Genomic DNA, 26,294 nt, shown 5'->3' with positions numbered 1-26,294 from the left:
CGATGCGCATTGTCACATAAGCGGCAGCGACGCGTTGGGCAGGCGTCTTGATGAAACCACTGACGCGTAGCGAGCGCTGCGGCGGCAACGCTGGCCGCTTCTGTTCGCGGCCGCGTTCGTTAATTGAGTGTGTTTGTCAGCGTCGATCGAACAGCAGCCCGTTTACCCAGCCACCGAACGCCGGGGTTTTTGCGGACCCGCAGTGAAGCCCCTATCCACCGCTCACGCGCCCCCAACCTCGTCCACCCAGCCCGCCGCGGCCGCCGCGCCCGCGCCGCGCACCGCGCAGGTCAGCGGTTCGTCGGCGACGCGCACGTCGAGGCCGATTTCCTCGCTCAAACGCCGCCCCAGATGGCTGAGTAGCGCACCGCCACCGGTCAGCACGATGCCGTTGTGCGCGATGTCCGTCACGAGTTCGGCGGGCGCCATTTCGAGCCCGCGTTTGACCGCGCCGATCACCTGACGCAGCGGGCCTTCGATCGCCTCGGCGATATCGCGATTGCTCAGTTGCACCGTGCGCGGCAGGCCGTCGTCGACGCTGCGACCGGTCGCGTTCATCTGCTCGAGCGGCACGTCGTGGACGGCCGAGCCGATGTTTCGCTTCACGTGCTCGGCGGTCTGCTCGCCGAGCAGTACGCCGTACAGATTGCGCACGTAGCTGATGATCGCCGCGTCGAAATTGTCGCCGCCAACGCGCACCGAGCCGCTATACGCGGTGCCACCCAGCGCGAGCACGCCGACCTCGGTGGTGCCGCCACCGATGTCGACCACCATCGAGCCGGTCGCGTCGCGTACCGGCAGGCCCGCGCCGAGCGCGGACGCAAGCGATTCGCCGATCAGACTGACCTTCCACGCGCCGGCCGCCTCGGCCGCTTCGCGGATCGCGCGGCGCTCGACGTGGGTCGCCGCGGCCGGCACGCACAGCGTGAATGCCGCGCGCCGGCTGAATAGCGAGCGCGGCCGTGCCATGTCGACGAATTGTTTGATCATTCGTTCGGCGGCGGAGAAATTGGCGATGACGCCGTGGCGCATCGGCCGCACCGCTTCCAGATTGCGCGGCGCGCGGCCGAGCAGCTGGTGCGCCTCGACGCCGATCGCGGCGATCCGTTTCGATCCGCTCGTGGGCTGTTTCTCGAAGCACACGACGGACGGCTGGTTCAGCACGATGCCGCCGTCGTCGGTATAGATGAGCGTGTTGGCCGTGCCGAGATCGACCGCCACGGCGTGGCGGAACAGTCGCTCGAAGAGCGGGTAATGCGGCGTCGGTGTGGCCATATGCAGGCTCTGATGTGTCGTTATCCGCCGTCTTGGGCGGTGGAAATGCGCCCCCGGTACCCCGAAGCCGCGCGACACGCCCGGCGGGGCGTTGCGCTTCCCGCGCGGCGGGGGTGATTTTCAAGCTATTGCCCGTATGACGGCAAGTCCATCAGAATCTTTAGGCTTACTTTCTGTTGAGGTTGTGTCAATCGCGCGACAGTGCACCCAGAGCGCGTTCCAGTGCGTCACGGCCGAGCGCGACCCCGTCGGCGGTGATCGTGTGGCCGACGCCGGGCAGCACGTAGGCGTCGACCGGGTAGCCGGCTTCGTCGAGCGCTTCGGCCGCGGCTTCGAGTTCGCGCACCGGGATCACCTGGTCGTCCTCGCCGTGGACCAGCGTGAGCCGCGTCGCGCGATTCGACGACACGATGGGCGAGGCGAGCCGCCCCGAATACGCCACGACGCCCGCCGCGCCCTCCGCGCTCGACGCGACGTGATGCAGCGCCATGATCGAACCTTGCGAGAAGCCGACGAGCGCAAGCCGGTCGAAAGACAACCGCCAATGCGCGAGTTCGGCATCGAGCACGCGGCGCAGCGCCGTATAGGCGGCGGCGACGCGCGCCTCGCGGTTCGCCTCGTTGACGTCGCGCAGGCTAAACCACTGGCGGCCGCCGAAGCCGCCATCGAACGGATCGGTGCCATCGAGCGACACGAACGCCGTGCCGGGCAGGTCCTCGCTCCAGATGTCCGCGAGCGGCATCAGATCGCGCGCGTTGCTGCCGACGCCGTGCATCAGCACGACCAGACTCGAAGCGGGCGCATCGTTCGACGTGCGCTGCGATGCGTCTTGCGGCGCGCGCCGCCAGCCGTGTTCGAATTCCTGCCAGCTCATGGTGGTGTCCTTTTTTCCGTGGTTTCGTGTTCCGGCCCGGGTGACTCAGCCTTAGCCGCGAGCATACGCCGCGCGCCGCGCTCGCGTCGGCGCAAGCACCACGGGCCGCGGCTGTGGCCGACGCCGGCGGGCGATTGCAGGTATGCTTTTGCGCATCGACGGGCCGCCGCCGCGGCGCGTCGTGCGCGGCACCCCGCGCTGAGCATGCATTGCGAATCGCGCGCCCTCGCCGTTCGTCCCCACACCGTCCGCACTGTCCGCTGCAACCCATCCGGAGAACACCGTTTGAGCCAGCCTACCGCCGCGCCTAATTCCGCGTCGCCGCCGCCTCAGCCTCCCGCGCCACCGGCGCCGCCCGCGCCTCTCGAAGGCGGCCGGCTGGTGCTCGCGACGTTCGCGGTCGCGCTCGCCACGTTCATGAACGTGCTCGATACGTCGATCGCGAACGTCGCGATTCCGACCATTTCCGGCAACCTCGGTGTATCGGTCGACGAAGGCACGTGGGTCATCACCGTGTTCGCGGCGGCCAACGCGGTGGCGATTCCGCTGACCGGCTGGCTTACGCAGCGCATCGGCCAGGTGAAGCTGTTCGTCGGCGCGATTCTCTCGTTCACGCTCGCGTCATGGCTGTGCGGCATCGCGCCGACGCTGCCGATCCTGCTGCTCGCGCGGGTTTTCCAGGGCGCGGTGGCCGGCCCGCTGATTCCGCTGTCGCAAGCGATCCTGCTCGGCTCGTATCCGAAAGAGAAATCGTCGACCGCGCTCGCGCTGTGGGCGATGACCGCCACCGTCGGCCCGATCGCCGGCCCGCTGCTGGGCGGCTGGATCACGGACAGTTACAGCTGGTCGTGGATCTTCTACATCAACATTCCGGTCGGCCTGTTCGCGGCGAGTGTCACGTGGATGATCTACCGCACCCGTGAATCGCCGACCCGCCGTCCGCCGATCGACGTGGTCGGCCTCGGTCTGCTGATCACGTGGGTCGCGTCGTTGCAGATCATGCTCGACAAGGGCAAGGACCTCGACTGGTTCTCGTCGCCGGTCATCTCGATTCTCGGCCTCGTCGCACTGATCAGCTTCGCGTTTTTCCTCGTATGGGAGCTAACCGAGGAGCACCCGATCGTCGATCTGCGGCTCTTTGGGCAGCGCAATTTCCTCGGCGGCACCATCGCGATTTCGATCGCCTACGGCGTGTTCTTCGGCAACCTCGTGCTGCTGCCGCAATGGATGCAGGAGTATCTGAACTACCGCTCGGTCGACGCCGGTCTCGTCACCGCACCGCTCGGCGTCTTCGCGATCATTCTTGCGCCGGTGCTCGGCCGCGTGCTGCCGCGCTCGGATGCGCGCGTGATCTCGACGGTTGCGTTCGTCGGCTTCGCGATCGTGTTCTACATGCGCTCGAAGTACGTGATCGAGATCGACACGTGGCACCTGGTGCTGCCGACGCTGCTGCAAGGCATTCCGATGGCGCTGTTCTTCGTGCCGCTGACGGCGATCATCCTCGCAGGTCAGCCGCAGCACCGGATTCCGGCGGCGGCGGGTCTGTCGAATTTCGTGCGGGTGTTTTGCGGCGCGGTCGGCACCTCGATCGCGGGTACCGCATGGAACAACCGCACGATACTGCATCATGCGCGGATCACTGAGCAGGCGTCGGTCGACAACCCGCTGTTCACGCAGCAGATCGACACTACGCAGTCGCTGCTGCGGCTCAATACGCAATCGGCGCATGCGTTGTTCGATTTCACCGTGAACACCCAGGCCGCGATGATGGGCCTGAACGACATCTTCTTTGTCTCGGCGATCATCTTCGTGCTGATCATTCCGCTGATCTGGATCACGCGGCCGGGCAAGGGCGGTGGTGGGTCGGATGCGGCCGGCGCGCATTGACGCGGCTCGGTACGCGCGGCCGTGAGATTCGCGCGGTCGCCGGGAGGCCGCGTCAGCGGAAATCGCGCGCCGGCGTGGGGCCGAACGCGTCGCGAGAACTTGAATGCCGTTCTGCATGCCGGCTCCGATTCAGGAAGTCCTGACGACTGAAATCAGCGATTCCTGAGCCGACATTCCGGCCGGCGCCGATTGGACCCACACATTCGTCGCCATAGCATCGAATCATCGTGCATCACGAGGGAAATCATGGCGAGTAACCGATCGCTGCGTTCTCATCGGCCGACCGGTGCGTTTTCACCCTTCTTCTTTCGACATGCCGACGGCACGTGACACGTGTTTCCGCCGGGCCAGCGCCGTCCCGATGGGGATAGGCCGCATGGCGGTCTGATCATTCAGCAAGTCAGGGACACGCACGACCGTTGTCACGACCATGCTCGAAAAACGGTGAAGTCATTCAATGAAACATCACATTGTCGGGCGTTATCGCGGATTCGTCATCGAAGCGCACATCGAGCCGCGGACGGCCCGTCTATCCGATGGAATCGCGTTGACATATCGCGTCACGTGGTCGTTGCGTATGAGGACACGAAAACAGCACGTCACCGGTGAGTTAGCCGATGCCGTGACCTACGAGTCGGAAAGTGTTGCTCTCACGTGCGTCGACCGCAAGGCTCGTGCTCTTATCGATGCCCTGCTGGCGAATCAAGGAGCGTTAAAAGCCGTGGGGGCGTAACTCTGATGCCCTGAGGGCCCTCGCTTCGCGCGAGTCTTAGGTTCCCGCAGAACTCTGTCGTGCGCCCCTCCATCGCAAAAAGAGTTTGACAGACTATCTTAAGATATATATCTTAAGATGCATCTTACGACATCCATGCGAGATTCCGAGATGCATCATCCTCATCATTCTTCCAGCCCGCGCGGCACGCACGACCGTTGTCACGCCGGCCTACGCCGTGCGGCCTTCGCGTCGCCCGATACCCGCCACCGCTTCCTGCTCTACGTCTTGCTTCACTCGTTCGGCCGCCACCACGAGCGTCGCTTCGGCGGCCGTGGCTCACGCTTCGGCGGTCACGGCGGTCATGGCGGTCATGGGGGCTACGGTGGTTTCGGCGGCGCGCCGGGTGGCTTCGGCGGCGACGGCGAAGCTTTCCCGCGCGGCCGCAAATTCAGCTCCGACGATCTGCAACTGTTGCTGCTGTCGTTGATCGACACGCAGCCGAGCCACGGCTACGAGCTGATCAAGGCGCTCGAAGCGCGCTCGAACGGTTTCTACAGCCCGAGCCCCGGCATGGTCTACCCGGCGCTGACCTACCTGGAGGAACTCGGCTACGTGACGGTGCAGCTCGAAGGCAATCGCAAACGCTACGAGCTGGCGGAGGCGGGCCGCGAATATCTGGCCGCGAACCGCGAGCGCGTCGAGCTGATGCTGGCTCGGCTCTCCCATATCGCACGCAAGATGGATTCCGTGCGTCGCGCGTTTGCCGGCGAAGCGCCGGCCGATGTCAGTGAAGGTGGCTGGGTGCCAGAACTGAACGAAGCGCGCCGCGCACTAAAGAGCGCGCTGCTGCGCCGAGACAACGCACCAGCCGACGAGCAGCGCCGCATCGCCGCGATCCTGCTGCGCGCGGCCAAACAGATCGAAGGCGGCGACGACGGTGACAACGCAAAGGCCACCGACGGCGAGCCTACCGCCCTATAGCGCGCGCTCGTTCACGAGACAACCCGCGCGTCCTCCCGAACCGAACTGGAGCACCACCCTGATGCAAGAACAATCCAATCGCCCCGATCTCGCCGTGCATCGCGTGCGGCATCCGTTGAAGTTTCGTCTGCTGCAGGTCAAGCAGGTGCGCGCGCTGACGCCGCACCTGATTCGCGTGACCCTGACCGGCGACGATCTGCACGACTTCGTTTCCGCGTCGTTCGACGATCACATCAAGGTCTTTTTCCCCGAACCGGGCGCCGACAAACCGACGCTGCCGCAAGCCGGCCCCGACGGCCCGGTGTTCGCGGAAGGCAAGCGGCCGACGGCGCGCGATTTCACGCCGCGCCGTTTCGATCGCGACGCCCGCGAGCTCGACATCGAATTCGCGATGCACGATGCGGGTCCGGCCGCGACGTGGGCCGCGCAGGCGAAGGTGGGCCAATATCTGGGCGTCGGCGGCCCGCGCGGCTCGCTGGTGATTCCGACCGGCTTCGATTGGCATCTGCTGATCGGCGACGACACCGCGCTGCCCGCGATCGCGCGCCGTCTCGAAGAGTTGCCGGCCGGCACACGCGTCGCCGCGGTAATCGAAGTCGCCGATCCGTCGGCGCGCCTCGAATTCGCGACCCAGGCCGAGCTGCACCTCGTCTGGTGCTATCGCGGCGAAGCCGACACCCGGACCGGCGCGCGCAGCGAAGCGCTGTTGCACGCGGTGCGCGATACCTGGCTGCCGGTGAACGGCGAAGGCTATGTGTGGGCCGCCGGCGAAGCGGCGGCGATCCGCGCGGTGCGTCAGCATCTGTGCGGCGAGCGCGGCGTCGACAAGGCGCGGATTCGCGCGGCCAGCTACTGGAAACAGGGCGCGGTCGCTGTCCACGAAACGATCGACGACTGAGCGTCCGCTCGCTTGGCGAGCGGCACTAGCGGCGCATGAACGACACGACCAAAGGAAACCGAGGTGCGCGAGCACTTCACCCGAGCCCCGGTGTGAGCGGCTTGCGCGGCCCCCGCGCCACGCAAGCCTTCCCCCGTGAGCGCGCTACCTGCGCGTTTCGCCCAGCGTCGCGTCGCCCGCCTGCGCGGTTGCGGACGTCGTGGACGCTGACGACGGCGAGTGCACCGACTCAATGGCTTTGTGCGCATGCGTCGACGTCGTCTGCACCGCGTCGTCGGTCGCCGAGCGCACGCCTTGGGAAAGCTGCGTTGTCGCCGCCTGCGTGACCTGTTCCTTCGCCGACTGGAACAACTGGCTCAACTGCGCGTGACTGCTCACCGAGATCAACCCCACCACGATCCCGGCCAGAATTCGTTTCGTCATCGAAATGTCTCCATCTTCAAAAAGTTCGAGCGGGCGCGCCGACGCGCTGCCCGCGCGCATCATTGCCCGGTCCTGAAAGGGGCGAAGAACGCGTCGGCCATCTCTTCCGGAAAGCCGACGGAAGTGGTGGGACGCAGGTCGCGCATATCGACGTTGAAGTCATACGTCTTCTGACGCTGCTGCTTGTCCTGGTGCATCATCACCTGCTTGTCGACCGAGTCCTTGATCGTCGACATGTGCTCGAGCATCTTCGCGCCGATCTGCTGCACGCCCCCGATCACGTTGCTGGCATTGCTCGATGAAGCCGTCGACATATCCGGGACCGAGTCAAGAAACGGCTGCGCCATCGAACTGCTGGCGTCCTGTCCGTACTGATGTGCATTGCTGCATGCGGCGAGAATTTCCTTCGGATCGATCATTTCGTTTTCCCTTCAGATTGATGCGCGCTGTGGCGCGTGACTACCGATGCGCAAACGCATCAGGATGGACACCTGAACGACTGCAGGATGCCCGACCATAGAGGCGACGGCAGCGTCAACGCCTGCCATTCGATACGAACCGTGCCGAGGCTCGTGTGGTACAGCCGCTCGCGCCGGTCCGCCGTGCCCGCGCCGCCGGCGGCCTGGCCCGCGTCGAAGAAGCGGAACAGCGCCCACGGCCCGTCGAACTGCAGCGTCGTCATCCGGCCATCGACGGACTTCACCTGCAGCCGGATCGCAAGCGGTGTGTTCTGACCGCTCCAGTCGATCCGGTGCGGCGAGGTCACCCCGTGCGCAAAGCGCAGCGTCTGCCCGGCAACGCTCAACTGCGCGTCGGACAGTTGAGAGTCCATGTCGATGAAGCGCAGAACGGTGGAGATGCGCAAGTGTCCCGACTCGTCCAGCGCCGCGCCGCGGATGCGCTCGGCGCTCTCGTATGAATCGAGAACCGGCTGACTGACCATGCCGCTCGGGCCGCCGTTGGAACGCAATGCCTGCCAGGGTTTCGTCGACGTATCGACATAAGCGGCAAGATGATCGCGGAAGTAAGTCGCCATCAGTCCTTGCGCGCCGAACAGCCGTTCGAAATCCTCGACACCCGCATCCCCCTGCGCGCCGCGACGGAACGGATAGCGGCTCGTGAAGCCCTGATCGCAGACTGTCTTCGTCGCGCCTGCCGCGCCGCGACTGAGGAGCGCGCCCGTTTCGCGCGTCGACATCGTCGTGCCGCTGCTCACGAGGTCGAGCATGATCCCGCGCACGGGTTCCGGCTGACGCGCGGCCGTCTCCTTCAACTGCGCGAATGCATCGTACTGCGCGGGCAGCACCTGCCCCGCCAGCAGCGCGCCGTTGACGAGCCCGAGCTGCCGGTAGACCGGCTCGAACAGTCGCGACAGCGGATTGCTTGCGACCGTGCCGTTGCGATTCAACTCCGCGGCGAGCTGACGAATCGCCTGGAAGTGCTCCTCGACGACGTGCTCGGGCAGCAGCACAGTCCGGTAGTGCTGACCGTTCAGTTCGCCGACGATCTGGCGGCGCCCCTGCTCGAAGCGATATTTCTGACGGTCGACCCAGCTATCGATGTTGCCCTCGTCACCGGCACCGGTCAGCGTCGTCTCGCGCCCCGCGAAGCGCACCAGACTCGCAAGCGGCGATTGCGCCTCCATCATCGCGGCGGCCAGCTGCGACGCATCGTCGAGACCTGTCACGCCGCGCACCGTCACGTCGTTCAGGAAGTTCTGCCACGCGGCGATGTAGTCCTGCAGGAACTGATCGCGCGCGGAATCGGCGAGCTTCTGCACGAGCCCGTCGATCTCGAAGCTGTTGCCTGCGAGCGTCTCGTCGCGCAACACCCAACTGTCCTCTTCGAGCATCGCGCGCGCGCTCTTGAGCAATCGCGGCATGAACACGTCGGTATAGCCGGCCCGCGTGAACCAGCCGGACACCGCGGTGTCGGTAGCCGACATGTTGCTGCGCATGCGCAGACTCATCGCCGCTTCGAAGCCGGCGGCGCGCGACAGCGAAATGTCGTTGACCTGCGCAGGCAACCCCTGCGAGCGGACGTGCCGCAACACGCGCGTGACGAGCGGAATCTGCGCGGCCTTCGCGCGCGCCGAGCGCACGAGATTCTGGTCTTCCGGCGTCGCCGGAAGATCCGGCAGCGAGATCAGCGTGCGGACGTGCGCGAGCAGCGCGCGGCGCTCGTCGTCCGGATACTGGCCGCCCGATAACGCGTCCCAGCGGCCATCGAGCCAGCGGACGACCTCGTCGGCCGAGCGGCGAGACGGACGGCAAAGCATCAGGTAGACCTTCAGCGTCTGGTAGATGTCGCCCGCGCCGCTGTCGAGCTGCGACACCAGCGTGCGCCGCACCTCGTTGTACAACTCGGGCATCAGCATCTTGCGCAGATGCCGGTAATAGGTCGCGCGTGCCGCCTCGGCAACGAGCCCATGCTCGAAGTAAGGCGTCGTCACACCCTGCGCGGCGCCTTCGGCCTGTAGTTGCGCATAGCGCATCTGGCTTGCGATCTCGATGAGCGAGGAGCCGCCGTCCGCGCCGTACGACACCTGCGCCTGCGCAAGCCGCTTCGCCTCGGCAAATTGCGCCCCCACGCCGTCGAGGTAATCGCGCTCGGCCACATAGCCCCAGCCGAACCACGCGAGCAAAGCCAGCGCGACGAGCGGCACCGCGCCCCAGCGCAGCGCGGCGCCGAGGCGGCCACGCCACGTCCGCGAGCCGCTCGGGCGGGCCGCGTCGCGTTCCAGTCCCAGCTGGCGGATGAGCGGCGTCCACAGCTCGTTCAGCCGCGCAGCCGCCGGCGGCTGCGACGCGCCAAACTCCGCCGCGGCCGGCTGCGCCGCGGCGAACTCGGCCATCGAGCCCAGCCAGACGCCGCGCAGCCGCGCGGCCGCCTGCTCGTCGCCCGGCGCGAGTGCGACGTGCAGCCACGCGACGAGCGCCTTGTGCAGGCGGCTTAGCGTCTCGACGAAGCGCAGTTGCGCATGGTTCGTCGACACGTCGACGGCGGCGGGCGCCGAGTACAGCACCTGCTGCTGCACCCGCTGCTGCAAGCCGAGCAACGCCTGTTGCCAGACCGAGTCGGCGCGCGACGCATCGGCTTGCGCGTCGTCGTCGGGCAGTGCGAAGCCCATGCCGTTCGCCCATTTCGATGCATCGAGCAGCGACAGCATCGACACCGCCCCGTCGAGCCGGTCGACCCCGTTCAGCGCGACATACACCGGCGCCTGCTGGCCGAATGCATCGCGCACGTCTTCGAGCCGCGCGCGCACCGCGTCGGCGAGCCCCTTGCGCGTGTCGATCGACGCGTCGACCATCCCGGCGCTGTCGACGCACAGCACGACGCCGCTCACCGGCGTGTGCTTGCGCAATCGCCGGATCCCGCGCAGCAGCTTGCGCCACGCGCCCAGCTCGGCCTCGCCGGCGTCGGGGCGCAGACTCCAGCGACCGCCGATATCGATCCACACCGCGTCGCGCGTGACCCGGCAGTTGAAGTCGTCGCCGCGCGCATACGTCGCGTCCGTCCCCGATACCCCGTCGTAGCGTGCGCCGGACCAACCGGCCGCCTTCGCAACGAGGCTGGTCTTGCCGCTGCCTTGCGCGCCGAGTACGAGATACAACGGCAGCCTTGTGCGATAGGCACGTGTGAGCGCGCCGCTCCAGCGCTGCCAGCGGCTCCCCGGCTCCTTGCGCCAGCACGCCTTCAGTTGCCGGTCGAGTTCGCGCAAGTATCTGTCGACGAAGTCGAGCTGCCTGGCCTGCGGCGCGACCCTGATCTGCCGCGGACTCATCGCGAGCCGCGCCCATAGGCGCGCCAGAGTCGGCCAACAGCCCCACGACAGCACGAGCGCGACCAGCACCTCGCGCACCCACACGGAGCCGAGCGGATGATAGATGCCAAACGCGAACAGCGGCCCGATCCACCAGATCAGAAGCGCGACGAGGATCGCCACGGAGATTCTCAAGCTCGTGCGGATCATGGCTGACGGCCCTCGGTCGTGGCATACGGCGATTGCGGTTCAGGCGAGATGACGACGCCTTCCGGCATCGCCGGGCGCGCCGCCGAGTCGGCGGGCGACACCGGCCGCAGCAGCTCGACGTCGCTATCGCGCCGCGCGCCGCCATCGGGAATCACCTTCCACAGCACGTCGACGCGGCGGTTGCGCTCGTACGCGGCGGGAGTGTGTGCGGGGTCGATCGGCTGGCTGTCGCCGCGTCCCGAGTATTGGACGTTCCGCTGCACCGCGTTCTGCGGCGCGTGCGAGCCGCCCGGCAACGCGGTCTTGCGCAGCTCGTCGGCGACCGTGCGCGCCCGCGCCTCCGAGAGCGCCTGGTTGTCCGGGAACTCGCCCGTGTGGATCGGCTGCGGGTCGGTATGACCGATCACTTCGAGATCGCCCGGCCACGGCGCGAATGCGAGTCCGAGCCGCTCGATGTTGTTGATGAAGTCCGGCCGCACGCCGGCCTTGCCGGCTTCGAACGCGCCATCGCTCCTGAACACGAGCAGCCACCCTTGCGGATGCTTGTACGCGGTGAGCCACCCTTCCGTCAGCAGCTGCGGCAACGGCGGCGGCAGCGTCTCGGCGAGATTGATCGTCCGCGTCGGCGGCATCCACGCGGCGAGGGCGTGGCGGATCGGCCGCCCCTGCGAATCCAGCCCGACGCTGATCGCGCCGTACGCAAGCGCGAGCGCACCGAGCGAGACGGCCGCCGCGCGCGTCGGGTTCCACCACGAGCGCCGCCGCTTCGGCGGCTCGAACAGTTCCGTGCCGAGCGGGCCCGGCTGCGCGTGATGCCAGACCAGCGCGTGCAATTGCGAGCGCAGATCCTGCAGCAGCACGTCGCCGCGATCGAGCACGCGGTAGCGTCCGCGCCAGCCGAAAGACAGGATCAGTTCGTAAAACGACAGTAGCGCGACAGGGGGTTCGGCGGCCTTCATCCAACGCGACAGATCGGCGAACGCGTCCTCGCCACCCCATGCGTCGTCGTGAAATTCGACGAGAAGACTGCGTTCGCCGTCATACACGGTCTGCGACTGCTCGCGCGCCAGATCATTGACGGCCTCGTCGAGAAACGTGCACAGCAGATAGGACGCGTCGCGCGTCTGCTCCCATTCGCAGCCGGAGCCCGCGAGCCGCTCGCGATAGAGCCGCACTTCGAGCCCGAGCTGCGTACGGATCGCGCTCTGGCTGAGCGGCGCCGTCGCGCGATAGCGCTGCAATTGCAGCATCGCGGGCAGCGCATGCGACACGAACGGGTTGCTCCAGGTCGCCTGCTGCTGCCCCGCTTTGTTGATCGCCGGCTGCTCGCCGCGCGCTCCATGGACCAGCACCGGCGCCGAGCCCTGGCGGGTGTCCGCCTTGGCCGTGCCGCCCGCCACCGGCAATTGCAACACGGCCGAGTGGCGAGGCGCTTCATCGACGCGCGGCAACGCATCCGCGGAGCTCGATGCCGGCGTCGGAAGCCGCGTCGCAAGCGGCGGGCTCGCGCTCGCGAGGTCGAGCTGATCGGCCGAGGGAACGCGGCGTAACGCGGTGGATAGGTTTCTTAGCAGGCTCATGGCGGATTGCGTCTCGGGTCGTGCTTCAGGCCACCTTGTCATCTCTGAGCCCCCACGCTTCGAAGCGCAGTTCGGGAAAGTCGCCGACGATGCGCAGTGCCATCGCCGAGCCGGCGAGGGTCTGCGTCCAGAACGGATCGGTCGACTCCACCTCGAAGTACGTGCTCTGGGCGTAGTACGGAATCTGGCGCGGCGGATTGGCCAGCGCGATCAGGCGCGCGCCCGGCAGTTGCAGATCGACGAGCTTCTGGATCTGCTCGACGGCGCCCAGCTTGGCCTGCTGTGGCAGCAACTGGCGTAGTTTGTCTGCTGGCATCGCGGCCGAAAACACGAACACCAGTTTCTTCAGCTTCCACTGCCTGTCGACGATGCAAACGTGCACCTGGTCGCCCCGGTCCTCGAAACGCAGCGGCACCACCGGCGTCTCGATCACGCGCGCGAGCGCCTCGCGCAGCAGCGCCGCGAGCGGTTCGAAACTCGTTTGCAGATCGTGATGGCGGTAGCCGAGCTCGCGCTCAGCGAGCCCGTCGTCGAGGCCCGGCAGCACGCTCAGGCGTCCGAGCAGACCGACGAGTTCGTGGTACAGCATGGCGGGCGGCAGTGGATCGAACGCGTCGAGATTCGCGAGGCGCATCCTGTATTCGGCGATCGCCTGCCTCAACAGCAGTTCGCTGAAATCCGCGAGCCCGCCGCCCGTCGACAGCACGCGCTGCGCGGACGTGCTCGCGAGCCGCACCCGCAACGCGCTCTGCAGTTCGTCGATCAGCGAGCGCAGCACCAGGTGCGCGCGCGTATCGAGCAGCGGCGGGATGAAGCGCGGATCGAGCGACACCGTGCCGCTTACGTTGCGGCCGGCGACGCGAGCAATCGGCAGTGAGACTTCGTCCGAGCGCAACTGCGACTTCCAGCACAGCCGCGTGGCGAGCTGGCCCGTCTCGATGGTCAGGCGCCGTGGCGTACCTGGCGCGTCGAGTCCGACCGCGAGATCCGGCACCTCGCTCGACACCGCGCGATAGCGCGACGCCGACGCGACGTCGCCGAACGCCATCTCCGGGGCGCCCGTGCGCGCGGCCTGAAGCGCGAGAAACGCCATGTCGCCCGCCTGCGCGAACTGGGTTTCGAGCGGCGGCGGCAGCGGATCGTCGGATGGCAGCGAAAACGCGGTGCCGTCCTGAAATACGCCACGCGCGCGACGCAGCGCGAGCCGGCCGAGCCCGAGACCGTCCTGATCGAGATCGAGCAACGTGAATCCCCAACCGTGGTTCGAGGTCTGGTCGAGGCGCAGCGCGGCCTGATGCGCCAGATGCCGCTCCAGTTGCTGAAAGTGCTGCGTCTCGATCAGCATGCCGTCGCTCCATGCGACCGGCCCTACCGGCAGACTGCTCATGGCCTGCTTCTCCTTGTCGCTTCGGTGGTTTTCGTCTTGCGCGCGGTCTGAGAATCGTCAGCGCGCGCGGCCGGCACCGCGCCCGGCAACGACGCGTTGTAGATTCCGTCGCGGTCGAGCCAGACGGCCTGATGAATCAGTCCGCGGCCCTCGATCCGAATGCGCAACGGCGCGTAGTTCGACGGGCGCCGCGCATAGTCCGCGTCGGTCACGAGCCAGAGCTCGCCGGAACGCGGCAGATCGAGCGAGAACTGCAGCACCTGGTCCGGCGCGATCACGTGGCGCGACTCGGCGACGACCGTGCTGTCCTGACCGCGCGACGCGCACGACGAGTCGTCGCCGCCAGGCGCCGGTAGCCAGTCGGCCGCGCTCACGACGTAGATGCAAGCCTGGATCGGACGCGGCTCGCCGCTCGCGGAGACGTTCAGACGGCTGCCGCCGACCAGCGTCACGTGCAACTGACGCGGCAGCTGCGGCTCCGACGAGGAAAACACCGAACATCCGGCGAGAACCGTCAGCGTCGCCGTCACCGCAAACGCTTTGAAAAAGCTTCTGCTCATGTGGCGCCCGGCATCAACTGAGGGTCATCGTGATGGTCTGCGACGGAACCGCCGAGAAGCCGGACGTGTTCTGACTGTTCGGCAAGGTCGTGTCCGTGAGGCGCGTCTCGGGCGCGCCCTGGATCATCACCTTGCTCGAACCTTTTACGTGCCGCGACTGCCCGCCGACCGTGCCCGACGCGACGCCGCCCATCGATCCGGCCTCGTCGGCGTGCGTCATCGGGATGATCGTATTCATGTTGTGGACCGGGCCGCCCGCGCAAATGATGGTCGGAATGTTGGGCACCGCCTCGCACTTGTTCGCGATGTTCGAATAGGACATCGGTATCGCGACAGGCGGCGTTTTGCAGACGTCGTTGCCCGGCGCAATTGCCATTCCGCCGGCAGAGCAATTCGAAAACATGGAAACTCCTGGAGAAACTGCAAAGCAAACAGCCGCTAGCCCATATGGATCTGACCGGCGTCGATCTTCATGAGCGCCGACGCCGTGACGAAGGCACTTTTCGCATGCATCGCCAGATGCCGCTCGTTGTGCACGATGGTGCTGCCCGCGTGAGTCGTATCCGTTCCGCTCACGCGTGTCTGGCGCTCGGCGGCGGCCTGCGTGACGAGCTGCGCGCGGCTCGTGAGCCGGGCCGCCTCGAACGACAAGCCGTCGGATACCTCGACGCGCATCTCGCGCGCGCGCAGCGTCACCGGCGCGTCGCCGAAATCGAGCGCAAGCTCACTGCCCGCATCGCGTCGTTCGAGCACCGCGAGCACCCAGCAGCGCTCGCCGTCGACGCAGATCTGGACGAGGTCGCCCGGTTGCGGCACGACGATGCAGCTCACCGCCGGCTTCGCGCACAACTGCATACCCGGACGAATCGTCACCAGCCAGGTGCCCCGCGCCGTCCCCGCGTCGTCGACACGGGCGAGCTGCGTCGATACCGTCGTCGCGTTCATGCGGTCCGTGGCGCACGGCCGGAAACTGCCGTTCATGATTCTCGCGAGCGCATCGCGCGATCCGGCCGCGTCGGATGCGTCCAATGGCGCGCCGTGTCCGGCGGTTGGCTCCAGCACACTAGTCGTCATACTTTCTTGCTCCCGGTTGGTGACGACGCCGCCAGAGCTGTTCGTCAGCGCCGATGGCTTCATCGAAATTCGCGTTGCGCGTGTCAGCCGCACGCCATGCGTCGCGTGGCTGACCGATCAGATTGCCGTCGCGGCAATCCGCGCCATGCAAGCCGACTTCCTCGAGTGACGCGCCACGCGCGTCGATCTGCCGCAACTGCGCGCCCGCGAAGTTGACGCGCGTGAGCCACGCGTCGCGCAACGCGATACGCGGCGCGTGCAACTCCGGAAATTCGCTGTCGGCGATATGGGCGTTGTCGAAAATGGCCTGTGAGAGATCGCTCTGCATTACCGTCAAACCATCGAGAGCCGAGCAATCGAAACTCGCCAGCGCAAGCTGACAGGCGCGGATCTCGCCCGAGCGCCAGGTGCTGTGCGACCACGCCGCCTGCCTAAGCTCGCAACGATCGATCGCCAGGTCCTCGATGCGCGAACCGATCCAGCGCACGTTGATGCCGTGGCACCCGCTCAACGACGTACGCACGGCCGTGCTTTGCCCGACGATGAAATTCTCCAGCCGCGCGTTCTCGATCCGCAGACCGGCCAACTGGCTGTCGATCCACGCCGTATCGCTCCGGTGACCGCCAAGCAGAGCGAGCCCGTCGAGGCGGCTCGTCACGAGCGAAAAATGCGCGCCGCGCATGCCGTCGAATGTCCAGTTCGTACACGTCGAATGCGCAACGATCGAATCCCTGAGCAAGCTACCGGTCCATGCACCGTCTTCGATTTCGCATTCGGAATACGACACGCGCTCCAGCGCGCAATGCGTCGATGCACCCGAGCGAATCCTGCACGCGTCATGTGCCACCGCCAGCAGGTCGCAATGGTCGAAGCGGTTCGCATCGAATGTGCAATTCACGAAACGCAGATTCGACAGACGGCATCGGGTCCATTCGACGTGGTCGAAATGGCAGTCCGTGAACACCATCCCATCGAACCCGACGTCGCGCTGCGGCGACGTATAACGCTGCCCCTCGATGATTTCCGGCAACGCAGGCGCTGACGCGGTCATGTCGTGCGTATTCATCCCGCCCTCCCCGCTACATCGACCAGCCCCGGCGTCAGGTTGTGCCGCCACGCGCCGGGGTCCGGCGGCTCGCTCCACGACAGGCGGGCACGCGCGAGATTGCAGTCGTGCATCTGGCTCTCCCGCAGGTTCGCGCCGTACAGCATCGCCTCCGTCAGCGAACAGCGGACAAACGACGCCTGCGCCAATTGCGCGTGCATCATGTTGGCGCCGTCCAGCTCCGATTCGCTCCAGTGCGATTGCGATGCACGCAGATGCTGCGCATTGAGCTGAATGAACGAGCAATGGTCGACCCGTATCCGGTCCGCGTGGAGCTCCAACAGGCTCGATGATCTGAACGCGCAGTCCACCAGCCGCGCTTCGCTCATCGAGGTGCCGAGCGACAGCACGGCAAACGTCATGACATTGCGCTGCCAGTTGCTCCGCGATAGATCGGAGCTCAGCACGCTCAGCTTGCCGAGCGTGCACCGCGACACCGCGAGGCCGGCCATGTCGCACTCGACGATGGCGAAACCGTCGGCGCGCACGCGCACCCAGGTCCAATCGGGCGCGCTAACGTCCGACCAGGATATCGAATCCCATTTGACGTTCTCGATCACGCCACGTGCGCCGCTGCATCCCTGCAGCGATGTCATCGACCATGCTCCGCCCGATGCCTTCAGATCATCGAGCGTGCATTCGTCGATCGAGATCTGCTCGAAGACGGCATTCGTCCATTCGCTGCCCGCGAGGCTACAGCACCGCAGATGGCCGCCTTTCCATCGCCCGTCGTTCATCTTCACGTCGGCAAATGAGCAGTCAGTCGCATGCACGCGAGTGAAATCGCAATGCGACCATTCGCTTCGATCGAACCTGCAGCGTTCGAACCGTACGTCCTCCAGCTTCCATCCGTCGAAGCGCATCGACGACAGGTCCGCATCGCGAATCGTCACGTCCGCGAGTTCACGGGTCGGTGCATCGCTCAGCCGATCACGCCAGTTTGCGTCGCCATGCGGCGCCTCGGGCAACGTCACATCGCGGCTCTCCGCGCTGAACGCATCGAGACGCTGCCGCGCGTCGCGTAGTTCGAGCAACTGCTTGCGGTGTTCGTCCACGCGCTCGCGCAGCTCATCGTAGTCACGCGATGCAGGCGCGAAGCGTGGATGATCGTCCCCGCCAAGAATCATTTCCCATGTCCAGCCATTCGCGATCGACGGCATCAGTTCGTGGTCCGCGTATTGCAGCGGGTCCGCGCAGTTCAGGTCGGTGCGCCGGGCAGCGAATTCCATCACGGCGTCGACGTCGACTGACTCGCTGCTGTCCCTGAACGCCGTTACGAGCATCGAGGGGCTGTCGTCGAGCAGAAAATCGAGCGCGCTCATACCGTTCCACCACAGCACGCCGATGCCGCGATCGGGCAGGAACCAGACAGTCTGTTGCCGGAGCGCCAGCCGCTCGATATCCGGGCGGCCCGTGTGCGTGACGAGCGCGATCGGCGCGAGACGCGGCAGCTCGCCCGCATACCCTTCGCCCCGTGGGCCAAACGCGGCCAGCTCGAAATGCGCGCCTGATGCCCACGCTTCGCCGCGCGCCCACTGATCGGGCGCGGCCTGCTGAAAAAACCGCCGATCGACGCTCGCGGGCCACCCCATGTGGGTGCCGTCATCCGCCATCGCACCGGCAGTGCCTGCCCGCGGCGGCATCCATTGGACGCGCTCGGGCCAATCGGTGCCAATCGCGCCCATCGCTGCCAGCGGCGCGGGACCCGCGCCGAACGTACGCACCTGTTGTAGCGGCGGCGTGCCGGACGTCACGCCAAGCGGGTTTTCGCGCGCCCCGCCCGCGGCCGCGTACCGGTGGTCGATCGCGAGACGCGCAAGGCCGTCCGCCGGGTGCGGGTCGTCAACTTGCGTCGCGCACGACACGATCTTGCGCACGCCGTCAAGCTCGACCCACGCGGTCCAGTCGACATGGCGCGCGCGCGTGCCGCGAGCGACAGGATGCGACGCATGGCCGGCAAGCAGCCATTCGGCGCGCTGCTTTGGCAGCGCCGCCTCGAACAGCGGCATCGACGGCGCGGCAGCCTTCAAGGCCTCCCAGACGGCCGCTTCATGCACGAGGATGGAAGGCTGATCGAGTCTGAAGCCCACCCCGATACTGACCGCGAGCATCGGCTGCGCGCCAATCTGCGTATTGATCGTGCTCACGAGGGCCGATTGTGGTTTGACGTGTCGCATGCTCAGTCGCGCCTCACTTCGAAGCCTTACCTTCACCGATGAATTTGAAGCGCATCGCGGTCTTGCTCCATTCGAACAGCTTGATGTCGAACTTCACGGCCTTATAAGAAAAACTGGCTCCGTCCAGAGACACGCTGTTGCCGGTCGCCGACACATCCAGGCCGGTGTTGCTTATCGACACGCCTTTAACTGAGCTGCTTTGGCCGGTGACGCTTATCGAACTGCCGGTCATGGAGTTCGACACGCCGGTCACGCTCGTCTTGCTGCCGGTATTCGAAATAGCAGCACCGGTGATGCTTGTCTTCGTGCCGGTCACCGACGTGCTCGCGCCCGTCATGCTGTTCGACGTGCCGGTGTACGACAGCGATACGCCCGTGAGTTTCTGGGACTGACCGGTCACCGATGTGCGGACGCCGGTCAACGATGACGAGATGCCCGTCAGGCTGTTCGATACGCCGGTGACGGCAGTCTTGGCACCGGTGATCGAGGTGCTGACGCCGGTGAACGACGTCGACACGCCGGTCAAGCTGGTGCTCACGCCGGTGAGCGAGGTCCTGACGCCGGTGAACGACTTGCTGACGCCGGTAAAGGACGCCGAGACGCCGGTGAAGCTGGTATTCGTGCCGGTGAACGACGTGCTCGAGCCGGTAAACTTCGCGGCCACGCCGGTGAAGCCGACCGACAGGCCCTTGTACGACACGGAGATGCGGGTATAGCTGACCAATATATTGTGGACCGAGGTCGTCGTGCCCTTCACGGATGTATTGCTGTCCTGGCCCACCGCCGTCGAACTGTTGCGCTCGACCGTCTGCTGCATGTCGCGCTCCGCGTGCAGCATCAGGCGCTCCGCGCCGCGCTGGTCGTCGAAGGTCAGCTGGCTCGCGTTCTGCACCGCGCCGGGCGTCTTCAGCGAGCGCGACACGATCCCCGTATAGCGGGTGTCCTTCGGCAGGTCATAGGGCGTCGGGTTCTCGCCGTTGTAGACGATCCCCGTCACCAGCGGCCGGTCCAGATCTCCGTCCACGTACGTCACCAGCACTTCCTGACCCACCCGCGGCATCGCCAGCACGCCCCACCCCTTGCCCGCCCACGCCTGCGACACCCGGATCCAGCACGAGGCGTCCGCCTCCGTCGTCCGGTAGCGGTCCCAGTGGAAATGCACCCGGATGCGGCCCAGCCGGTCCGTATGCACCTCCGACATCTCCGGTCCCACCACCGTCGCGCTCTGGATGCCCGGCACCTCCGGGCGCAGCGCCGTGAGCAGCGCACGGAACGGCCGGTCGTCGGCCAGCGCGTGGAACTTCACCGCCACGTTGCGCCCCTGCGAGGTGCTGTCCGGCCCGTCCTGGATGAACACCAGTTCGCTGCCCGTCACGTAGTAGCGCCGGTTGCGCTGCGCGGCCGGATACCCCGCCAGCGTGAACGCGCGGCCCGTCGCCAGCGCGCGCACGTTCGCCTCGCCCACCAGCATGTGCGACTCCGCCTGGAACGACTCCAGACGCAGCCGTGCCAGACGCTCGCCCTGCTCCGTATCGCCGTAGCCCGCCGCGTAGTCGTAGTACTCCAGCTGGATCCCCGCCAGAGCCGGCTGCGCCACCTGCGCCTCGCTGTCGAGCCGGTTCGAGGGCGCCAGGTAGTCGAAGTCCCGCAGCGCCACATTGTTCGACCTGATGCGCCGCGTGCGCTGCAAGCGCTGCACGCCTTCGCGGCCCCGGATCGCGCGCGACTCCTCGGCGTCCGGCAGGTAGGCGAGCGTGCCCTGCGGCACCGGCAGATCCTCGAAGCGCTGCGTGTCCGACATCACCACCACGTGAGACGCCTGGCCGTGTTCCACCCAGAAATAGATCCCCTCGCTCTCCAGCAGCCGCTTCACGAAGTTCAGGTCCGTCTCCTGGAACTGCACGCAGTAGTCGCGCGCCGCGTAGCTGCCCTCCAGCTCGAACCGGTAGCCGCTGCGCTGATGGCCGTCGAACACCTGCGCGACGATCTGCGGCACGCTCAGGTTCTGGAAAATCCGGCTGTTGCGGTTCTCCGCCAGAAACGACAGCCAGCTCGCCAGCTCCAGCGTGTACGTGTACTGCCCGCTCATCTGTCCGGTGTCGGCACCGCCGAACACGAACGCGCTGAACGTGCGCACCGCGCCGTCATCCAGATCGATGTCCACCGACAGCGCCGAGCCCAGCAGCGCGTCGAAATCCAGATCGGCGTCCCGGCTCAGCAGCTCCAGCCGATACGACGGCTCACGCGACAGCGTCTCGTGCGCCACGAAGCTCAATGCCACCGCGTTCGGGTCCGGCAGCGAACCGCGCAATTCGATCAGGCGCATGCTGTTTCCTCGTGATTGAACATGGCCGCTGAAATCACATCGTTATTTCCATCAGGCGCTTCTTCAGGTCGACTGCTTGGTCCGAATAGCTGACGCCCGAATAAGAGAAGCTGAGGCCCGTCGTCACGGAAAATTTGCTGCCCGTCGTCGACATGCTCAAACCCGTCGAGCTCATCGAGACACCCGTCGTCGACACGCTCGAACCGGTAACACCCTTCGAGATACCCGTCATCGATACGCTCGAACCGGTGGTGCTAGTCGAACTGCCGGTGCTCGACGTCGACACGCCCGTGATGCTCGTCGACGTGCCAGTCACCGACGTGCTCGCGCCCGTCATGCTGTTCGACGTGCCGGTGTACGACAGCGATACGCCCGTCATGCTCTGGGACTGACCGGTCACCGATGTGCTGACGCCGGTCAACGACGACGAGATGCCCGTCATGCTGTTCGAGACGCCGGTGACCGAATTGCTGGCGCCCGTGATCGACGTGCTGACGCCGGTGAACGACGTCGACACGCCGGTCAAGCTGGTGCTCACGCCGGTGAGCGAGGTCGCGACGCCGGTGAACGATTTGCTGACGCCGGTAAAGGACGCCGAGACGCCGGTGAAGCTGGTATTCGTGCCGGTGAACGACGTGCTTGAGCCGGTAAAGCTCGCGGCCACGCCGGTGAAGCCGACCGACAGGCCCGTGTACGACACGGAGATGCGGGTATAGCTGACCAATTTATTGTGGACCGAGGTCGTCGTGCCCTTCACGGATGTATTGCTGTCCTGGCCCACCGCCGTCGAACTGTTGCGCTCGACCGTCTGCTGCATGTCGCGCTCCGCGTGCAGCATCAGGCGCTCCGCGCCGCGCTGGTCGTCGAAGGTCAGCTGGCTCGCGTTCTGCACCGCGCCGGGCGTCTTCAGCGAGCGCGACACGATCCCCGTATAGCGGGTGTCCTTCGGCAGGTCATAGGGCGTCGGGTTCTCGCCGTTGTAGACGATCCCCGTCACCAGCGGCCGGTCCAGATCTCCGTCCACGTACGTCACCAGCACTTCCTGACCCACCCGCGGCATCGCCAGCACGCCCCACCCCTTGCCCGCCCACGCCTGCGACACCCGGATCCAGCACGAGGCGTCCGCCTCCGTCGTCCGGTAGCGGTCCCAGTGGAAATGCACCCGGATGCGGCCCAGCCGGTCCGTATGCACCTCCGACATCTCCGGTCCCACCACCGTCGCGCTCTGGATGCCCGGCACCTCCGGGCGCAGCGCCGTGAGCAGCGCACGGAACGGCCGGTCGTCGGCCAGCGCGTGGAACTTCACCGCCACGTTGCGCCCCTGCGAGGTGCTGTCCGGCCCGTCCTGGATGAACACCAGTTCGCTGCCCGTCACGTAGTAGCGCCGGTTGCGCTGCGCGGCCGGATACCCCGCCAGCGTGAACGCGCGGCCCGTCGCCAGCGCGCGCACGTTCGCCTCGCCCACCAGCATGTGCGACTCCGCCTGGAACGACTCCAGACGCAGCCGTGCCAGACGCTCGCCCTGCTCCGTATCGCCGTAGCCCGCCGCGTAGTCGTAGTACTCCAGCTGGATCCCCGCCAGAGCCGGCTGCGCCACCTGCGCCTCGCTGTCGAGCCGGTTCGAGGGCGCCAGGTAGTCGAAGTCCCGCAGCGCCACATTGTTCGACCTGATGCGCCGCGTGCGCTGCAAGCGCTGCACGCCTTCGCGGCCCCGGATCGCGCGCGACTCCTCGGCGTCCGGCAGGTAGGCGAGCGTGCCCTGCGGCACCGGCAGATCCTCGAAGCGCTGCGTGTCCGACATCACCACCACGTGAGACGCCTGGCCGTGTTCCACCCAGAAATAGATCCCCTCGCTCTCCAGCAGCCGCTTCACGAAGTTCAGGTCCGTCTCCTGGAACTGCACGCAGTAGTCGCGCGCCGCGTAGCTGCCCTCCAGCTCGAACCGGTAGCCGCTGCGCTGATGGCCGTCGAACACCTGCGCGACGATCTGCGGCACGCTCAGGTTCTGGAAAATCCGGCTGTTGCGGTTCTCCGCCAGAAACGACAGCCAGCTCGCCAGCTCCAGCGTGTACGTGTACTGCCCGCTCATCTGTCCGGTGTCGGCACCGCCGAACACGAACGCGCTGAACGTGCGCACCGCGCCGTCATCCAGATCGATGTCCACCGACAGCGCCGAGCCCAGCAGCGCGTCGAAATCCAGATCGGCGTCCCGGCTCAGCAGCTCCAGCCGATACGACGGCTCACGCGACAGCGTCTCGTGCGCCACGAAGCTCAATGCCACCGCGTTCGGGTCCGGCAGCGAACCGCGCAATTCGATCAGGCGCATGACGGTTCTCGCGTTGTGCCGGCATCCGCCGAATGGATGTCGTCCGGCCGCCCAGCGGCCTGCTGCGCGTCGAGGGTCGGTGCGTCGGCTGCACTCAATTCCCACGCGTCCTCGTCGAACACGAGCGACAGCTTGTCGCGCGCGGAGAGCCGCACCGTCTTCAGCGCGCGTCCTTCCGCTCGCGCGGCGAGTACGCCGCGCGCGACGGCAGGCGTCACGTGCTGACGCAGCAGATCGCGCACCGCGCGACCATTCGCCGGATGCCGCGACAGCGCGCGGGCAATCCAGGCGGCGACCTCGTCGTCGACGCGCCATTGCAGGTCGTTGTCCGCGAGGCGCTCGCCGAGCTCGTCGAGCGCCTGGGTCGCGATGCCGGTCAACGCGTCGACATCGAGCGGGCGGAACGCGACGAGCTGAATCCGCGCGAGCAGCGCCGGCGAGAAACGCCCTTGCAGCCGCTCGCCGACGAGCTTGTCGAGCTGCGCCTGCGAGCTCAGAGGATCGGCCTTGCACGCCGCTTCGATTTCGACGTCGCCAAGATTGCTCGTCAGCAGGATCAGGCAATGACGGAAGCTGATCCGGCGACCTTCGCCGTCCTCCATCCAGCCCTGATCGAAGACCTGGTAGAACACTTCGTGGATGTCCGGATGCGCGCGGTCGAATTCATCGAGAAGCAGCACGCTGTAAGGCTTCTTGCGCACCGCCTCGGTCAGGCGGCCGCCCTTGCCGTAGCCGACGTAGCCGGGCGGCGCACCCTTCAGCGTCGACACCGTGTGCGCCTCCTGGAATTCGTTCATGTTGAACTGGATCAGATTGCGCTCGCCGCCGAAGAGGATCTCGGCGAGCTTTGCCGCGGCCTGACTCTTGCCGGTGCCGGTCGGGCCGGCGAGCAGCATCACGCCGAGCGGCCGGCGCGGATCGTTGAGCCCCGAATGCGACACCTGCAGCGCCTGCGCGATCGAGCGCATCGCGCCTACCTGCCCGTGGATCGCCGCATTCAGCGCACGCTCCAGCTCGACGACGCGCTGCGCGTCGTCCTGCCCGAGCTGCGCCACGGGCACGCCCGTCCACTCGGCGAGCACTTCCGCCACGACGTGTTCGTCGACCCACGGACGCACCCAGCGATTTGCACCCATGCGCGCGGCGAGCGCGGCGCTGTCGGTGTCGTTGTTGTTGTCGTTGTCGTCGCAGCCTCCATCGCCGTCGGCCGGCGCGGGAACTTCGTCGGTCAAACTCGCAAGCCATCCGCGCACCTCGTCCCGCTGCGCCGCGACGACCGTTTCGAGCGTCGCCGCCTGCTCGGCAAGGCTCGCCTTGCGCTCTGCGAGTTCGGCCTCGTCGCCCGGCGTGCGCACGCCCAGCCGGCGATCGCTGGCGCGCCAGTCGAGCGTCTGCCCCACCGCGAACGCCTCGTGCCGCAGTCGTTCGAGCTCGGCGGGCGCACAGCTCTGGCTCATCGCGACACGCGCGCACGCGGTGTCGAGCAGGCTGATCGCCTTGTCCGGCAACTGCCGCGCCGGCAGATAGCGCCGCGACAGTTCGACCGCGCCGCGCAGCGCCGAATCGACGATGCGCACCCGGTGATGCCGCGCGAAGCGCGGCGCGATCGTGCGCAGCATGTCCACGGCTGCGTCGTCGCCGGGCTCGTCGACGGGCACCGCCTGGAAGCGCCGCACCAGCGCCGCGTCCGGCTCGATGTACTGCTTGTATTCCGACCAGGTGGTCGCGGCGACCATCCGCAGTTGACCGCGCGCGAGCATCGGCTTGATCAGGTTCGCCGCGTCGCCGGTGCCAGCCGCGCCGCCCGCGCCGATCAGCGTGTGCGTCTCGTCGCAGAACAGAATGATCGGGTCTGGGGCGGCGATCACTGCATCGATCAGCGACTTGAGCCGTTGCTCGAATTCGCCGCGCACGCCCGCGCCGGCCTGCATCCGCGCGAGGTCGAGCGTCCACACCTGCGCGCCGATCAGTCCGGGTGGCACCGCGCCCGCATCGATCCGTTGCGCCAGCGCCTCGACCACGGCAGTCTTGCCGACGCCCGCCTCACCAACGAGGATCGGATTGTTCTGGCGGCGGCGCGACAGGATGTCGATCACCGTGCGCAGCTCGTCGTCGCGGCCGACGACCGGATCGAGCTCGCCACGCGCGGCCTGCCCGGTCAGACACGTCGCCCACTTCGCGAGCGCGTCGAGCGTCGTGACCGCTTCGGCTTCGCCGGGCCCGTCACTGCCGCCCGCGGCGGCAGGCGCGTCGCCCGCTTCCGGCCATCCCGCCGCCAGTTCCTCGTAGCGCGTGACCACTTCGTCGAGCGCAACCGATGCAATGGCGTTCGGAGCGCGCTGCTGCAGCCAGCGGCGCGTCAGATCGTCATCGAGCCACGCGAGCAACAGGTGCCCGGAGCGAACCTTGCCCGCACTCGCCGCGATCTGACTCCACACGACGGCCGGCCCGACGCTGCGCTCCAGCGCGCCCGAGATGTCACGCAGCGAATCGCCGCCGATGTCGAAACCGTCGAGCGCCTTCTCCATCCGGCGCTTGACTTCACCGACATCGGAGCCGAACTGCTCGAAGAGCCGCGCAACATCGCTCTGCTCGCGCTGCAACAGACACAGCGCCCAGTGATCGAGGTCGACGAAGGTGTGCCGGCGCGATCGGCCAAGCGCCGTGGCGTCGACGAGGGCCGCATAGGGGGTGCGGCCGAGGCAGTTGAATATGCGTTCGCGATTCACG

General features: G+C 66.9%; 19 protein-coding genes. 4 read left to right on the top strand and 15 right to left on the bottom strand.

The genetic code is table 11. The annotated features are described in order from the left end of the window. Nucleotides 1–222: 222 nt before the first annotated feature. Nucleotides 223–1,275 (bottom strand): rod shape-determining protein, encoded by a 1,053-nt coding sequence (gene mreB / locus BJG93_RS21275; RefSeq protein WP_027196225.1) that lies wholly within the window; start codon nt 1,273–1,275, stop codon nt 223–225. Between the two features lie 187 nt (nt 1,276–1,462). After that, nucleotides 1,463–2,149 carry an alpha/beta hydrolase gene (locus tag BJG93_RS21270; protein ID WP_027196224.1) on the bottom strand — a complete coding sequence of 229 codons (687 nt, stop codon included), beginning with the start codon at nt 2,147–2,149 and terminating at the stop codon, nt 1,463–1,465. A 285-nt stretch (nt 2,150–2,434) separates the two neighbouring features. Between BJG93_RS21270 and BJG93_RS21265 the strand changes: the two genes are divergently transcribed. From BJG93_RS21265 to BJG93_RS21250, 4 genes are all read left to right on the top strand, one after another. After that, nucleotides 2,435–4,036 carry a DHA2 family efflux MFS transporter permease subunit gene (locus BJG93_RS21265; protein ID WP_027196223.1) on the top strand — a complete coding sequence of 534 codons (1,602 nt, stop codon included), beginning with the start codon at nt 2,435–2,437 and terminating at the stop codon, nt 4,034–4,036. Between the two features lie 457 nt (nt 4,037–4,493). Beyond that, nucleotides 4,494–4,769: a hypothetical protein gene (locus BJG93_RS21260; protein WP_027196222.1), complete on the top strand. Its 276-nt coding sequence runs from the start codon at nt 4,494–4,496 to the stop codon at nt 4,767–4,769. 150 nt (nt 4,770–4,919) lie between these two features. Next, a complete protein-coding gene (locus tag BJG93_RS21255; RefSeq protein ID WP_027196221.1) occupies nt 4,920–5,732 on the top strand; it encodes a PadR family transcriptional regulator in 813 nt (270 codons plus the stop codon). A gap of 61 nt (nt 5,733–5,793) precedes the next feature. Further along, complete coding sequence (locus tag BJG93_RS21250) at nt 5,794–6,630, top strand: siderophore-interacting protein (RefSeq protein WP_027196220.1); 837 nt, start codon at nt 5,794–5,796, stop codon at nt 6,628–6,630. Between the two features lie 144 nt (nt 6,631–6,774). On the opposite strand, the gene BJG93_RS21245 is transcribed toward BJG93_RS21250, so the two are convergent. The 13 genes from BJG93_RS21245 to tssH are packed head-to-tail and all read right to left on the bottom strand — an operon-like array spanning nt 6,775 to nt 26,293. Next, nucleotides 6,775–7,053: a hypothetical protein gene (locus BJG93_RS21245; protein ID WP_027196219.1), complete on the bottom strand. Its 279-nt coding sequence runs from the start codon at nt 7,051–7,053 to the stop codon at nt 6,775–6,777. Between the two features lie 59 nt (nt 7,054–7,112). Continuing rightward, complete coding sequence (locus BJG93_RS21240) at nt 7,113–7,472, bottom strand: DUF6277 family protein (RefSeq protein ID WP_027196218.1); 360 nt, start codon at nt 7,470–7,472, stop codon at nt 7,113–7,115. A gap of 59 nt (nt 7,473–7,531) precedes the next feature. Continuing rightward, nucleotides 7,532–11,029 (bottom strand): type VI secretion system membrane subunit TssM, encoded by a 3,498-nt coding sequence (tssM, locus tag BJG93_RS21235; protein ID WP_071336641.1) that lies wholly within the window; start codon nt 11,027–11,029, stop codon nt 7,532–7,534. Next, nucleotides 11,026–12,609, bottom strand: a complete 1,584-nt coding sequence (gene icmH / locus BJG93_RS21230; protein WP_027196217.1) for a type IVB secretion system protein IcmH/DotU — start codon at nt 12,607–12,609, stop codon at nt 11,026–11,028. Before icmH ends, tssM begins: the two co-directional genes overlap by 4 nt. 25 nt (nt 12,610–12,634) lie before the next feature. After that, complete coding sequence (gene tssK / locus BJG93_RS21225) at nt 12,635–13,996, bottom strand: type VI secretion system baseplate subunit TssK (protein WP_027196216.1); 1,362 nt, start codon at nt 13,994–13,996, stop codon at nt 12,635–12,637. After that, the gene (locus BJG93_RS21220) at nt 13,993–14,556 is read right to left on the bottom strand and encodes a type VI secretion lipoprotein TssJ (protein WP_027196215.1); all 564 of its coding nucleotides are present in this window, start codon (nt 14,554–14,556) and stop codon (nt 13,993–13,995) included. Before BJG93_RS21220 ends, tssK begins: the two co-directional genes overlap by 4 nt. A 13-nt stretch (nt 14,557–14,569) precedes the next feature. Then, on the bottom strand, nt 14,570–14,959 hold the full coding sequence (locus BJG93_RS21215) for a DUF4150 domain-containing protein (RefSeq protein ID WP_027196214.1): 390 nt from the start codon (nt 14,957–14,959) through the stop codon (nt 14,570–14,572). A gap of 35 nt (nt 14,960–14,994) precedes the next feature. After that, a complete protein-coding gene (locus BJG93_RS21210; protein WP_027196213.1) occupies nt 14,995–15,630 on the bottom strand; it encodes a DUF3540 domain-containing protein in 636 nt (211 codons plus the stop codon). Then, entirely contained in the window at nt 15,620–16,696 is a 1,077-nt protein-coding gene (locus BJG93_RS21205; protein ID WP_027196212.1) for a pentapeptide repeat-containing protein, read from the bottom strand. The genes BJG93_RS21210 and BJG93_RS21205 overlap by 11 nt, the downstream gene beginning before the upstream one ends. After that, nucleotides 16,693–18,912, bottom strand: a complete 2,220-nt coding sequence (locus BJG93_RS21200) for a DUF2169 family type VI secretion system accessory protein (protein WP_027196211.1) — start codon at nt 18,910–18,912, stop codon at nt 16,693–16,695. The genes BJG93_RS21205 and BJG93_RS21200 overlap by 4 nt, the downstream gene beginning before the upstream one ends. 13 nt (nt 18,913–18,925) lie before the next feature. Further along, entirely contained in the window at nt 18,926–21,238 is a 2,313-nt protein-coding gene (locus BJG93_RS21195) for a type VI secretion system Vgr family protein (RefSeq protein ID WP_071336640.1), read from the bottom strand. Nucleotides 21,239–21,272: 34 nt separating this feature from the next. Beyond that, complete coding sequence (locus BJG93_RS21190) at nt 21,273–23,564, bottom strand: type VI secretion system Vgr family protein (RefSeq protein WP_027196210.1); 2,292 nt, start codon at nt 23,562–23,564, stop codon at nt 21,273–21,275. Next, a complete protein-coding gene (gene tssH, locus BJG93_RS21185) occupies nt 23,555–26,293 on the bottom strand; it encodes a type VI secretion system ATPase TssH (RefSeq protein WP_034478313.1) in 2,739 nt (912 codons plus the stop codon). Before tssH ends, BJG93_RS21190 begins: the two co-directional genes overlap by 10 nt. Between the last annotated feature and the right edge of the window lies 1 nt (nt 26,294).

Source organism: Paraburkholderia sprentiae WSM5005 (genome assembly GCF_001865575.2).
GTDB classification, from domain to species: domain Bacteria; phylum Pseudomonadota; class Gammaproteobacteria; order Burkholderiales; family Burkholderiaceae; genus Paraburkholderia; species Paraburkholderia sprentiae.
Note: the sequence above shows the minus strand (reverse complement) of the source record. Positions and strands in the feature narration are given on the sequence as shown.